At 65.7% G+C, this 13,118-nt stretch carries 11 protein-coding genes; 5 read left to right on the top strand and 6 right to left on the bottom strand.

Annotated elements, in window-relative coordinates; translation table 11 throughout:
- Positions 1-97 precede the first annotated feature (97 nt).
- The gene (locus BMY22_RS06110) at positions 98-814 is read right to left on the bottom strand and encodes a spermine/spermidine synthase domain-containing protein (protein WP_090620373.1); all 717 of its coding nucleotides are present in this window, start codon (positions 812-814) and stop codon (positions 98-100) included.
- Between the two features lie 368 nt (positions 815-1,182).
- On the opposite strand from BMY22_RS06110, the gene cax reads away from it, so the two are divergent.
- Positions 1,183-2,253 carry a calcium/proton exchanger gene (gene cax, locus BMY22_RS06105; RefSeq protein WP_090620371.1) on the top strand — a complete coding sequence of 357 codons (1,071 nt, stop codon included), beginning with the start codon at positions 1,183-1,185 and terminating at the stop codon, positions 2,251-2,253.
- A 35-nt stretch (positions 2,254-2,288) separates the two neighbouring features.
- Positions 2,289-4,034: a SulP family inorganic anion transporter gene (locus BMY22_RS06100; RefSeq protein WP_090620370.1), complete on the top strand. Its 1,746-nt coding sequence runs from the start codon at positions 2,289-2,291 to the stop codon at positions 4,032-4,034.
- Between the two features lie 290 nt (positions 4,035-4,324).
- Here BMY22_RS06100 and BMY22_RS23675 read toward each other — a convergent pair whose 3' ends face one another.
- Both BMY22_RS23675 and BMY22_RS06095 read right to left on the bottom strand, forming a co-directional pair.
- Positions 4,325-4,963, bottom strand: coding sequence for a hypothetical protein (locus BMY22_RS23675; protein ID WP_143068462.1), 639 nt, complete (start codon positions 4,961-4,963; stop codon positions 4,325-4,327).
- 341 nt (positions 4,964-5,304) lie between these two features.
- Positions 5,305-6,021: a hypothetical protein gene (locus BMY22_RS06095; RefSeq protein ID WP_090620368.1), complete on the bottom strand. Its 717-nt coding sequence runs from the start codon at positions 6,019-6,021 to the stop codon at positions 5,305-5,307.
- A 227-nt stretch (positions 6,022-6,248) separates the two neighbouring features.
- Between BMY22_RS06095 and BMY22_RS06090 the strand changes: the two genes are divergently transcribed.
- The gene (locus BMY22_RS06090) at positions 6,249-6,488 is read left to right on the top strand and encodes a type II toxin-antitoxin system RelB/DinJ family antitoxin (RefSeq protein WP_090620366.1); all 240 of its coding nucleotides are present in this window, start codon (positions 6,249-6,251) and stop codon (positions 6,486-6,488) included.
- Positions 6,489-6,692: 204 nt separating this feature from the next.
- Here the strand turns inward: BMY22_RS06090 and chrA are convergent, their stop codons facing one another.
- The 3 genes from chrA to BMY22_RS06075 all read right to left on the bottom strand — a co-directional run bounded on the left by chrA (position 6,693) and on the right by BMY22_RS06075 (position 10,496).
- On the bottom strand, positions 6,693-8,048 hold the full coding sequence (gene chrA, locus BMY22_RS06085) for a chromate efflux transporter (RefSeq protein WP_090620365.1): 1,356 nt from the start codon (positions 8,046-8,048) through the stop codon (positions 6,693-6,695).
- 150 nt (positions 8,049-8,198) lie between these two features.
- Entirely contained in the window at positions 8,199-9,299 is a 1,101-nt protein-coding gene (locus BMY22_RS06080; protein WP_090620363.1) for a sigma-54 interaction domain-containing protein, read from the bottom strand.
- Between the two features lie 9 nt (positions 9,300-9,308).
- Positions 9,309-10,496 (bottom strand): acyl-CoA dehydrogenase family protein, encoded by a 1,188-nt coding sequence (locus tag BMY22_RS06075; protein ID WP_090620361.1) that lies wholly within the window; start codon positions 10,494-10,496, stop codon positions 9,309-9,311.
- A gap of 585 nt (positions 10,497-11,081) precedes the next feature.
- Here BMY22_RS06075 and ssuD point away from each other — a divergent pair.
- Positions 11,082-12,221 carry an FMNH2-dependent alkanesulfonate monooxygenase gene (gene ssuD, locus BMY22_RS06070; RefSeq protein ID WP_090620360.1) on the top strand — a complete coding sequence of 380 codons (1,140 nt, stop codon included), beginning with the start codon at positions 11,082-11,084 and terminating at the stop codon, positions 12,219-12,221.
- The gene (locus BMY22_RS06065; RefSeq protein WP_090620358.1) at positions 12,218-13,063 is read left to right on the top strand and encodes an amidohydrolase family protein; all 846 of its coding nucleotides are present in this window, start codon (positions 12,218-12,220) and stop codon (positions 13,061-13,063) included. The genes ssuD and BMY22_RS06065 overlap by 4 nt, the downstream gene beginning before the upstream one ends.
- Positions 13,064-13,118 lie beyond the last annotated feature (55 nt).

The raw sequence follows: 13,118 nt of genomic DNA, 5'->3' as shown, positions 1-13,118 counted from the left end.
GCTCGTTCTCGCTCAGCGGGCAGCCGGCGGATGGCTGCCCTGGGGGGCGGTGTTTTCGCAGGAATTGCACGGCCTGGCAACAACCGTCGAAGGGCGGCTATCGACCGTTGCCGGCAGCTCGGGACCGGCCGCCGGGGGTCAGCTCCGCAATCCAGATGGTGTGCCGGGTGCCCTTGTTGCCGTGGGCGAAGACCCGAACCTCTTCCGCCCGAAAGCCGGCCTTGGCAAGCCGTCCGGAAAAGGCCCGGTCGGCGCTGGCCGACCAGACGGCCAGCACGCCCTGTGGCCGCAGGGCCTGTGCGCAGGCATTCAGGCCGTCCAGCGCGTAGAGCCAGCCGTTCGCTTGCTGCGTCAGCCCCTCGGGCCCGTTGTCGACGTCCAGCATGATCGCGTCATACCCCCCTGGTTCGCGTGCGAGGACCGCCGCGACGTCCTCGTTGAGTAGGGTGGTGCGCGGGTCGTTCAACGGATGGCCGGCCTTCTCGCCCAGAGGACCGCGGTTCCACTCGATCACGCCGGGCACCAGCTCCGCCACCTGCACTTCGGCATCGGCACCCAGCGCCTTGAGCGCCGCGGCCAGGGTGAAGCCCATCCCCAGCCCCCCGACCAGCACGCGCGCCTGCGGGCGCGACGCGACTTTGCGGCAGGGAATCTGGCCAAGGGCGTCCTCCGATCCGTGCATGCGGGTATTCATCAGCTGATTGCCGCTGCCGCCCTGGATCTTGATGACGAAATCCTCGCCATATTCGTACAGGCACAACGCCCCGCCGTTTTCCGGGATGGGCGCCGTGTCGAGCAGGACGAAACGTTTCATGGGGCATCTCTACGAAGAAGGCGGCAGTGAGCCGGGGGAGCGGGGCACGACGCCGCCGCGAAGAACGTCGCCAGAATGCGGAGCGGGGGCGAGCGGTGCGGCAGCTTGTCATGGACGGATGGCGGCCTCAAGGAGAAGCCGACCCCTGATCCGGCCTTGCGGGTTCGGGTTTTCGCGCATGGCCGCCAAAACCAGACACTCGAATGTGTCCACGAAACCCGGGACGATTCATTCGCGATTTGCAGGCGTCGATTCAAGGCCTTTTCGCCCCGGCTACCGGTGGACCGAGACACTACACTTTCCCCGCTGCCTGCAAATCCATTGCAGGGGAAAACGAGTTTCCGTGCGCCACTAGGGAGCGGCCCCGCATGCTGAACTGGCTTCTGATTTTCGTCCCGGTCACTCTCGCTCTGGAGTACCTCGCCCCGGATCGCTACCTGCTGCTCTTCGCCAGCGCAGCACTGGCCATCCTGCCGCTGGCCGGCTGGCTGGGGCGTGCCACCGAGCATCTGGCCGAGCACTTCGGCGAGGGCGTCGGCGGGTTGCTCAATGCCACCTTCGGCAATGCCACCGAGCTGATCATCGGCATCGTCGCGCTGCAGGCGGGACTGCATGACGTGGTCAAGGCATCCATCGCCGGCTCGATACTCGGCAACATTCTCCTGGTCCTCGGCGGGGCCATGCTCTGCGGGGGCATGCGTTATCCCGAGCAGCACTTCAATGCCACCGGAGCCCGCTCTCAAGCCACCCTGCTGAGTCTTGCCGCGATTGCCCTGGTCGTGCCGGCGGCCTACGAGGCCTCCGCCGTCGCCAAGATTCCTCAGGGGGCGCACTATCTGAGCGTATCGATTTCCGTTGCATTGCTGATCGTCTATGTCTTGTTCCTCGTGTACTCGCTGATTACCCACACAAGGGAGTTCGTCAGCGAGAACGGAGACGACGGCACGCCGAAGCAGACCGCCTGGCCGATGGGAAAGGCACTCCTGGTACTGGGAGCGGCCTCCGTCCTGATTGCCTGGGCCAGCGAGATCCTGGTGGCGGCCATCGAGCCCAGCACCCAGCAGCTTGGACTGAGCAATGTCTTCGTCGGCATCTTCGTCGTCGCCATTCTCGGCAACGCCGCCGAGCACGCCACGGCGATCACCATGGCGATGAAGAATCGAATGGACCTGTCCCTGGGAATCGCCATCGGCTCCAGCGTTCAGGTTGCCCTGTTCGTTGCCCCTGTGCTGGCGCTGACCAGCCTGTTCGTCGGTCCGGCAGCCATGGATCTGGACTTTCCGCCGGGGCTGGTGCTGGTGGTGGTGTTGTCCATCCTCATTACCGGGCAGATAGCCGGCGACGGTCGCTCCGACTGGTTCAAGGGCGTCCAGCTGCTCGCCGTGTACCTGATCCTGGGGATGGCATTCGCCCTCATTGCCGAAGGTCCGCCCCACTGAGCCGAGGTGTCGCTCCGAACGAGGGGAACTCATCCATGCGATCCGACGACCCGCCGCCCGACAGTGCCCCGTTCGCCACCTCCGCAGAGGGGTGGTTGCGCTGGCTGCCGGGATTGCAGGTGCTCAGGCAGTACCGTCTCGCCTGGCTGCCGAACGACATTGCCGCCGGCCTGGTGCTGACCGCCATGCTGGTGCCGGTCGGGATCGCCTATGCCGAGGCCTCCGGCGTGCCGGGCATCTACGGCCTGTACGCGACCATCGTACCGCTGCTGGCCTACGCGCTGTTCGGCCCCAGCCGGATCCTCGTGCTCGGGCCGGACTCGGCGCTGGCGGCGCCGATTCTTGCGGTGATCCTGGTGACCGCCGGAGGCGATCCAGCCAAGGCGATCACGCTGGCCGGGATGATGGCGGTGGTGTCCGGCCTGGTGTGCATCCTCGCCGGCCTGCTGCGCCTGGGTTTCGTTACCGAACTCCTGTCCAAGCCGATCCGCTATGGCTACATGAACGGTATCGCCCTGGCCGTGCTCATCAGCCAGCTGCCAAAGCTGTTCGGCATCAGCATCGACGGTCGCGGACCGCTGCAGGATGTCCTGCAGCTCGGGCAGGCGATCCTCGCCGGCGAGGCCAACTGGTACAGCTTTGCGGTCGGCGCTGGCTGCCTGGCGCTGATCCTGCTGCTCAAGCCGTTCAAGCGCCTGCCCGGCATCCTCGTCGCGGTGATCCTGGCGACGCTGGCGGTCAGTTTCTTCGACCTGCACGAGGTTGGAGTGAAGGTCCTGGGCGAACTCCCCCAGGGCTTGCCGGCGTTCACCGTACCCTGGCTCAGCGACGTCGACTGGACCGAGGTGTTGCTCGGCGGTTTCGCAATCGCCCTGGTGTCCTTCACCGACACCAGCGTGCTGTCACGCACCTACGCCGCCATCACCCGCAGCAAGGTGGATCCGAATCAGGAAATGGTCGGACTGGGCATCGCCAACCTGGCCGCCGGTTTCTTCCAGGGCATTCCGATCAGCAGCAGTTCCTCGCGCACCCCGGTGGCCGAAGCGGCAGGCTCGAAGACCCAGCTGACGGGCGTGATCGGTGCGCTGGCGGTCGCCGCGCTGCTGTTGGCGGCTCCCAATCTGTTGCGCTACCTGCCCAACAGTGCGCTGGCCGCCGTCGTCATCGCGGCAGCCATCGGCCTGTTCGAGATCACCGATCTGAAGCGGATCTTCCGCATGCAGCAATGGGAGTTCTGGCTCTCGTTCACCTGCTTCGTCGGCGTCGCGGTATATGGCGCCATCCCCGGCATCGCCCTGGCGGTGGCGATCTCGATCATCGAATTCCTCTGGGATGGCTGGCGCCCGCACTATGCCGTCCTCGGCCGCGCCAACGGGGTGCGCGGCTACCACGACGTGCAACGCTATCCGGATGCCCGGCGCGTGCCCGGGCTGGTGCTGTTCCGCTGGGATGCCCCGCTGTTCTTCGCCAACGCCGAGCTGTTCCAGCAGCGCATCCTGCAAGCCATCGAGGAATCGCCCACGCCGGTACGCCGGGTGGTGGTGGCGGCCGAGCCGGTGACCAGCGTGGATGTCACCTCTGCCGACATGCTCGGCGAACTGCGCGGGAAGCTGCATGAACGCGGCATCGAACTCCATTTCGCCGAAATGAAGGACCCGGTCAAGGACAAGCTCAGGCAATTCGAACTGGTGGAAACGCTCGGCCCGAACATTTTCCAGCCCACCGTCGGCGCCGCCGTGGATGCCTATCTCGAGGACCATGGTGTGGATTGGTCGCCTTGAGAGCTTACGAAGAAACCGGCCCGTCCTAGCCCCGAGTCGGCCTTGCCGGTTCGGGTTTTTCGCGCATGGCCGTGGTGAGCGGCGAGGCGAGTCCGATCATTTGTCGATTGAACAGATAGGCTGTTTGGGCTTTTGCTAGGCCATCTGAAAACCTGCGGAGATCTGTCTTTTATAGGCAGTGCCTGCTTTCGACGCAAAGCGGCCGGTCACGTCGGGCAACAAGCGGCCAGGAGCGGACACTTAATAGTTGAGTTCAGTGGCCGCCGAAGGCGGTCCACTGCAACGAAGGGTTAGGTCGCACGTGGAGTAACGCCGAACACAACAGCCAGCAATGCAACACACTCTTCCTCCAATGCAGAAAGAGAAATCTCTCGGTCAAGATGAAGAATCTTATCTTCGGCGCGAACATACGAACGGCAGAATCCGACTTTTTTAATGCCTTGGGGCGCGGCGAACTGGCCCCTCGATTCGATGGCGATATCGATGAACCATCCAACACTATTTTCTTTCGTTAGCGCGTCAGCAAGATACTCATCCATATGAGTGAGCGCATTGCGAACGCTTCGATCTCGCAAGGTGGGAGTTTTTAGGTTTTGAGTGTTACACCAGTAGTTAATATACTTCAACCTTTTTTGGCGTAGTTCATATGCCAGTGCACTTTCCTTTCGCCCACGCTTTGCGTCGTTAAACAAAATTGTTGATGCAATACCGGCTTGATAGCACAAATCACTAAGAACTGATGGTATTTCTGGTGCAGTGTAGGTGCTCTGGATTGGGCTGGATGCAACAAGTTTACGAAGTGTGGCTATTCTGCTCATAACCGCGCTCAGTGCCTCGGATGCTTGACTCAATATAACGTTCTGAGTCGAACCGATTTCCTTGTCGAATACTATTTTTCGGAGAGCCCAGATTGCTGCGGGTTCGTTCATTTGCGATCCCCTATAGTTAATATCTAAGATTAACCCGACGCCAACTTCACTACCATAGCTTGATCGGAACATCTGAGCCGCGGAGGCCAAGGGGTGATCAGTCCAACTAATCGCATTATTCGGTAACTTCGCCCCAAGCCGAATGACCGCTCGCAAGTGGCATTTCCCTCACACAGCGAACGACCGCAAGGGGTCGCTCTGTGCCGGTGGTATCCGGCTCAGTTCGACCCATCTGCGACAGATGGACCACGAATCTCGTTGCCCGAAAACTGACATCCTGCATAAGCCGCAGTCGAGAGCACTCCGTACTCCACCCCCGCACTCTTGAGCGTTCGACGGTTCTAAGGCTCGGATGGTTTAGTTGTGCTGCACGGTGCCAACGCTCCTCGCAGCTTCGTCATTGCAGAGCTGTGGACGGCCACAGCCCATTCAGGCTTGAATTCCGTTGCCAGGGCCATCGCCTTGACGTCGTCTTCTGGCATGGCTTGTGACTGTTCAATAGCCTCACTGTGCTCGGCAGCGGCAGCTTCTGTATCGATGGTGGCTTCAAAGATGCCTGCGGCACTCAAGCAATCAAGCATCACCGAGCCAACCACCGATTCACATTTTGCGATGATATGCAGCAAGTATTTGTCAAAGGCGACGAAGGTCTTTGTCCTCTTCTGGTTTTGAACTTTGGGTTCCGCAAGGATCATCGGGAAATCGCCGTCGATGTGCGCAGCAGAGGTGATGTCCAGCCCGCGGTGAACAACTGCATTGCGCAGCTCACGGATGTAGGAGTAGTTCGCTTCTCCGTCTTGGAATTCATCAAACACGAGGCGTGAATACAACTGCGCTTCAAAGTCGTTCGGCTGCAGCGTAGTTGTTTCGCGGAAGAGTTCGGTCGCAGCCAGAAGATTCAAAAAGTAGCCAGAGTAGTGAACTCTCATGTCCGCCTGATCATTGGCGGAGAGTTGCGTGCGGAACGAGAGTGCGGCTCGCAGCGCACTCTGTCTTGCGGACATGTACCACGATAGCGAATAAAGCATGTCTCGGTTGGCGATGCTCAAGGTCGTCATGGACCCTCCTGGTGGACGCTAATACTGAATAGGCTGAAGATCGTAACTGAGGACTATACCGCCCGAAAGGGGACATCAGCGACCGGCAGCAACTGGCCGAATCCTGCCCATCAACGCAATTGCCCAACCCTCCGGCGATTCGCCTGATCGGCATGATGCGAGATGCCTCGTTGCTCCCTTGCAGAAGGGCTTCCAGAGCGCCAATGTAATGGCAAATTTCTTTCATCATGGCCTCGATCAATATCCGCGTGGACGATGACCTCAAGGCGCGGGCCTATCGCGAGTTGGAGCGCTTGGGCGTGACGCCCTCCGAGCTGATGCGCCAGACCCTGCAGTATGTGGCCGAACGGGGGCAACTGCCCTTTCGCCCCGTGCTGCTGACCGAGGAGGACGAAGCCTTGATCGCCACCGTGCGCGAGCGACTGGCCGCCCCGCAGCGCGTCAAGGTTTCGCTGGATGACCTATAGCCTTGAGTTCGATCAGGTCCTCGATCACGAGGCGGTGGTCTTCATGGCGGCCGTCGACCGGCGGGAAGGCTCGGCGGCCTGTCGGAAGGCCGCCGAACGGTTCCCGTAAAAGATGTTTCCACGGCCTATCTGTGCGCACGGGCACAGGCAGGCCCGGCCTTGCGCATCGGTGGCGTCCGGTCTCCGCCGGCGTTCTCCAGCCTCTCAGCGCAGTCCCAGATGCACCAGCAATCCCGCCAGCGCACACCCCGCCAGCACCTCGATCACTCCGCGCTTGAAGCGCAGCAGCGCAACCGCCGCGGCCAGGGCGATCAGCGCCGAGGGCCAGTCGAAGCGGCCGGCGAAGCCTTCGGGCCAGAGCACGTGGTAGCCGAAGAACAGCGCCAGGTTGAGGATCACCCCGACCACCGCGGCGGTGACGCCGGTCAGCGGGGCGGTGAATTTCAGGTCGTCGTGGGTGGATTCCACCAGCGGGCCGCCGGCGAGGACGAAGAGGAACGACGGCAGGAAGGTGAACCAGGTGACCAGGCCGGCGGCCACCGCGCCGGCGAGGAAGGCCCGGTCGGCGCCGAACAGCGGGTGGACGTAGCCGCCGACGAAGCCGACGAAGGCCACCACCATGATCAGCGGTCCCGGCGTGGTTTCGCCGAGGGCCAGGCCGTCGATCATCTGCGTCGGGGTCAGCCAGCCGTAGTGGCCGACCGCGCCCTGGAAGACGTAGGGCAGCACCGCGTAGGCGCCGCCGAAGGTGAGCAGCGCGGCCTTGGTGAAGAACCAGCCCATCTGGGTCAGGGTGCCCTGCCAGCCGAACAGCACGGTCAAGAGGCCCATCGGCAGCAGCCAGAGCAGGGCGCCGACCAGCAGCAGCCGCGCCAGCCGCGCACGGCTGAAACGGGCGTGCGCAGGCGGCGGGGTGTGGTCGTCGATCAGCGCCGGGCCGTAGCCGGGCTTCGCCGCCGTATGGCCGCCGACGCCGTCGAAGTGCTCCGGCGCCAGGCGCCCGCCGAGGTAGCCGAGCAGCGCGGCGCCGAGCACGATCAGCGGGAAGGGCACGCCGAGGGCGAAGATCGCCACGAAGGCCGCCGCGGCAATCGCCCACAGCCAGGCGTTGCGCAGGGTGCGCGCGCCGATGCGGTGGGCGGCGTGGACGACGATGGCGGTCACCGCCGGCTTGATCCCGTAGAACAGCCCGGCGACCAGCGGCACGTCGCCGAAGGCGAGGTAGACCCAGGACAGGGCGATCAGGATGAACAGCGAGGGCAGCACGAACAGCAGCCCGGCGAGCACCCCGCCGCGGGTGCCGTGCAGCAGCCAGCCGAGGTAGGTGGCGAGCTGCTGCGCCTCGGGGCCGGGCAGCAGCATGCAGAAGTTCAAGGCGTGCAGGAAGCGGCGTTCGGAGATCCAGCGGCGCCGTTCGACCAGCTCCTGGTGGAGGATCGCGATCTGTCCGGCCGGGCCGCCGAAACTGACGAAGCCGAGCTTCAGCCAGAACAGCAGGGCCTGGCGCAGGCTGGCGGACGCGCGGTCCGGGCGGGGCGGTTGCGGGGGCGTCGCGGACATCGGGATGCTCTTGGTCGGGGTGTTTGCGCTCGGAAGCCCGCCGCCGGGGACGAGTCACAGGTGGGCGGCGACGACTGTGCAATCGGTTACCTGGTGCAGCATAGGCGGCGCCGATTGCAGGCGTCCGACCGCCGCCCGGCCGGGCGGCGGTCAGATCGACAGGTCGACCCGCCGGCCGCCCGCCGGCGGCGGGGTGCGGCGCTTGTTGACCACCAGCTCGCCGATGCGGATCAGCTGCGCGCGGGTGACGTTGCGGCTGAGGCCGAGCAGGCTGGCGGTATGCACCTGGTTGCAGTGGCAGAAGCGGTAGGCGGTGCGCAGCAGGGCCGCCTCGACCCGTTCGTGCAGGGCGCCGCAGTCTTCCTCGAAGAGCTTGTGGAAGGCCCGTTGCAACAGCGCCTCGGCCGACTCGTCGGTGCGCGGAGCGGCCTCCTCCTGACGGTCGAGGCGCAGGTTGGAGAGATGCAGGTCGGCGGCGCCGATCCGGTTGTTGCGGCAGACCAGCAGGGTGTGGTGGATGACGTTTTCCAGCTCGCGGATGTTGCCCGGCCAGGAGTAGCCGAGCAGCTTCTCCTCGGCCGCGCGGTCCAGGGCGATCTCGCTGTAGCCCAGGCGCCGGCTGTACTCGCCGATGAAGTGGCGGACCAGCGGCAGCACGTCGCCGGGCCGCTCGCGCAGCGGGCTGAGTTCGAGGCTGACCACGTTGAGGCGGTAGTAGAGGTCCTCGCGGAAGTTGCCGGCGTTGATCGCCTTTTCCAGCTGCACGTTGGTCGCCGCGAGCACCCGCACGTCGATGGGAATGCTCTTGCGCGAGCCGAGGCGCACCACCTCCCGTTCCTGCAGCACGCGCAGCAGCTTGACCTGGATCGGCAGCGGCAGGTCGCCGATCTCGTCGAGGAACAGGGTGCCGCCGTTGGCCTCCTCGAACCAGCCGGCCTTGGCGCTCAGGGCGCCGGTGAAGGCGCCTTTCTCGTGGCCGAACAGCTCGGCCTCCACCAGGTTTTCCGAGAAGGCGCCGCAGTTCACCGCGACAAAGGGGCCGCCGCGGCGCTTGCTGAGGTTGTGCACGTGGCGGGCCACCAGCTCCTTGCCGGTGCCGGTCTCGCCGATGATCAGCACGCTGGCCTCGCTCGGCGCGATCTGTTGCAGGTGGTCGAGCAGGGCCTGCGATTTGGGGTCGGCGAAGACCTGCGCGGTGGCGCGGACCGAGGTAGCGAGCGCGGGGGACGGGGGCAGGGTGAGTAATTGCATGGGCAATCGCTATGAGTAGAAGGTGGGAGTCGGCAGCGCCCCGTTCAGCGCCCAGTCGCCCAGCTCGTGGAGCTTGTAGTCCACCGGGTCGTGCAGGGTCTGGGTGCGCAGGTTTCGCCAGTAGCGGTCCAGGCGCAGGGCGGCATGGGTGGCGCGGGCGCCGGTGACCTCGAACAGCCGTCCGGTCAGCTCGAGGCCGACGCGGCTGGCGGCGACCTTGGCGGTGGCGATGGCCACGGCGAGCCGGCCGCGCTCCTCGGCGCCGAGGCCGTCCTCCTTGCGCCAGGCCTCGTCGAGCAGCGCATTGGCCCGCTCGACGAGCAGCCGCACGCCCTCGAGGCCGACCCAGAACTCGCCGAAGTGGTGCAGGGTGTAGGGGTCCTCGCCGATGTGGGCGGCGCCGGACTTGAACCACGGGCGGGTTTCCTTGAGCGTGTAGTGGCGGGCCTCGGCGAAGGCGCCCTCGGCGATGCCGAGGAACAGGTTGGCGAAGGTCAGCTGGGCGATCAGCGGGCGCAGGCAGGCGAAGGGCGTGCTCAGCGGGCCGGGCTCGAGCAGCAGTTCGTTCTCCTCGACGCGCACCCGCTCGAAGGTCACGCTGCCGCTGTCGGTCTGCCGCTGGCCCATGTTGTCCCAGTCGCCGTGCAGGGTGATGCCGCTGCGCCCGCTGGGCAGCGCGGCGATCAAGAGCTTGCCGCCGTTGCTCTCGTCGAGCGCCGAGGCGATCAGCATTTCCGAGTCGGCCGAGCCGGAGCAGAAGCTCTTGCGCCCGGAGAACTCGCGCCAGCCGTCGAACTTCCTGGCGACGGTGCGGGTGTCCAGGGGGTTCAGGGCGTTGCCCCAGAACCACTGGTTGCGCGCGGTCTGCTCGAACCAGGGCTGCCACTGGTCCGGGCGGGAGAACAGGCGCACGGTGGCCAGCATCAGGTGCTGGAAGCCGTAGACATGGGCGATCGAGCTGTCGACCCGGGCGAATTCGCGGACGATCTCCAGGGTTTCGCACCAACTGGCGCCCAGGCCGCCGTACTGGCGGGGAATGGCCAGGGCCAGCAGGCCGCTGCGGCGCAGGGCGTCGCGCTGGGCCTTCGGCGTGCCGCCGTGCTGGTCGCGCTCGGCGGCGGTCTCGGCGAATTCGGCGGCCAGTTGGCGGGCGGTCTGCAGGGGCGACAGTACCTTGGGTTGATGGATGGCGGTCACACGCGGTTCCTCAGGCTGTGGTTCGACTACCGCTGAGCATGGCAATCCCTGTGCCATGGGACGGGTCCTTTGAAATCAGGCACTTGGGCGAATATCGCCGGAAGGGCGCTGTTGCATCCGGTGCTGTGCTGTTGAACCGCTGTTGCGGGCGGAACACTTCGCCCGCTGTTGCCGGGGCAGCAGCGGGCGGAGGCGTGTCGCCGGTTCGGATAATCTAGGCGATATAAAAACCAAGAATTAAATATCTTTTTATTATTAGCTTAGGGCGTTTGCCGGGGCGACCGGCCGGGAAGCACCCGCTGTTGGCCGGGCAACTGTTTCTCCGGCAACACTTGCCGCGCAAAGTGTTGCTCCGGCAGCAGTCGTCCCGCCGCGCCAGGCGGGTTGGCGGCGGGCGGGGGCGCGGGTGTTGTCCGTATCCCGGCGGTCGCTGTTCGCCTGATTGTGCTTTTTAGCCGATTTTTCCTGGTCTTTCGTCGCAAGTTTATCCGGCTCATGGCCGCCGCCCCGCTCTGGCATGGGCCTTGCCCCTACAGGGAAACCGCGCCGCGCAGCGCGTCCGCATTTCCCTTGAGGCACGCATCCATGAGTCTGGACATCTTCTGGTTCCTTCCCACTTCCGGCGATACCCGCTATCTCGGCAAGTCCTCCGCCGGCCGCCCGGCGACCAACGACTACATGCGGCAGATCGCCGTGACCGCCGAGAGCCTCGGCTACGACGGCCTGTTGATCCCCACCGGATCGAGCTGCCTCGATCCCTGGATCACCGCCGCCAGCCTGGCGCCGGTGACCAGCCGCATCAAGCTGCTGGTGGCGCTGCGCACCTCGGTCAGCGGCCCGACCGCCACCGCCCGCCAGGCCGCCACCCTCGACCAGGCGCTCAAGGGCCGCCTGCTGCTCAACGTGGTGCCGGGCGGCGACGCCACCGAACTGGCCGCCGACGGCGTGTTCCTCGACCACGACGAGCGCTACGAGGCGGCCGACGAGGTGCTGACCGTGTGGCGCGACCTGCTGCAGGGCAAGACCGTCGACTTCGCCGGCAAGCACGTCACCGTCGAGGGCGCGAAGAACTTCTTCCCGCCGGTGCAGAAGCCCTATCCGCCGCTGTACTTCGGCGGCTCATCAAAGGCCGCCCACGAACTGGCCGCCAAGCACGTCGACGCCTATCTCACCTGGGGCGAGCCGCCGGCCGCGGTGGCCGAGAAGATCGCCGACGTGCGCGAGCGGGCGAAGAAGTACGGCCGCACCGTGCGCTTCGGCGTGCGCCTGCACGTGATCGTCCGCGAGACCAGCGAGGAAGCCTGGGCTGCCGCCGAGCGGCTGATCAGCCACCTCGACGACGAGACCATCGCCAAGGCCCAGAGCAACTACGCGAGCATGGACTCCGAAGGCCAGCGGCGCATGGCCGCGCTGCACGGCGGCCGCCGCGACCAGCTGGAAGTCAGTCCCAACCTGTGGGCCGGGGTCGGCCTGGTGCGCGGCGGCGCCGGCACCGCGCTGGTCGGCGACCCGCAGACCGTGGCCGCACGCCTCAAGGAGTACGCCGACCTCGGCGTCGACAGCTTCGTGCTCTCCGGCTATCCGCACCTGGAGGAAGCGATCCGCTTCGCCGAACTGGTGTTCCCGCTGCTGCCGGGCAAGCAGCCGGTCACCGTGGAAGGGGAACTGACCGGCGGCGCCTTCGACGTGCGCGCCACCAGCCAGAAGAGCGGGGCCGCCGCATGAAGGTCATCGACATGCGCTGCCGGCCGGCCTACCTGCACGACTTCTTCGGCGCCACGCCGGGCAATGCCGCGCACGCGGCGGCCCGCTGGCTGAACCGGCGGGTCGGCACCCGCGGCGACGATGCGCACTTCGAGCGCTCGCTGAGCGCCGAGGGCTTTCTCGCCGAGGTGCGCGACGCCGGGCTGAGCAAGGCGGTGGTGGTCGGCCGCCATACGCCGAGCCAGCACCTGCCCAACGACTTCATCCATGAAATCGTCCGCGGCCACGACGAACTGCTCGGCATCGCCGGCATCGACCCGGCGCTGCAGGGCGTCGAGGGCGCAGTGGAGGAGATCGACCGCGCCGTCGACCGCCTGGGCCTGGCCGGCATCGACCTGGAGCCGGGCTTCGGCGAGCCGGCCCGCCACCCGGACGATCCGCTGTACTTCCCGGTCTACGAGCACCTGGCGGCGCGCAAGATCCCGCTGTTTCTGATGAGCGGGCCGACCACCCCCGACCCGGCGTTCAACGACCCCGGCCGGCTGGCGAAGATCGCCCGCGCCTTCCCGACCCTGCAGATCGTCTGCTACCACGGCTACTGGCCGAACGTAGACCAGTTGCTCGGTGTGGCCTTCCGCTACGAGAACATCCTCGCCGTGCCGGACATGTACCTGTTCCTGCCCGGCAGCGCGGCCTTCGTGCAGGCGGCCAACGGTTTTCTCGGCGAGCAGCTGCTGTTCGGCTCGTCCTATCCGTTCCGCCCGATCCGCCAGTCGATCGACGACCTCCTGGCCCTGGGCTTTCGCGAAGACGTGCTGGATAAACTGCTCTACGGCAACGCCGCGCGGCTGTTCGGCCTGTAACGCCGGCGCCGGCTGGCCGGCGATCCCTTTCGCCGTCCCACGCAAGGTGGGGCGG

The organism is Azotobacter beijerinckii, from assembly GCF_900110885.1.
Lineage (GTDB): Bacteria > Pseudomonadota > Gammaproteobacteria > Pseudomonadales > Pseudomonadaceae > Azotobacter > Azotobacter beijerinckii.
The sequence above is the reverse complement of the archived record's forward strand: the minus strand, read 5'-3'. Positions and strand labels throughout refer to the sequence as shown.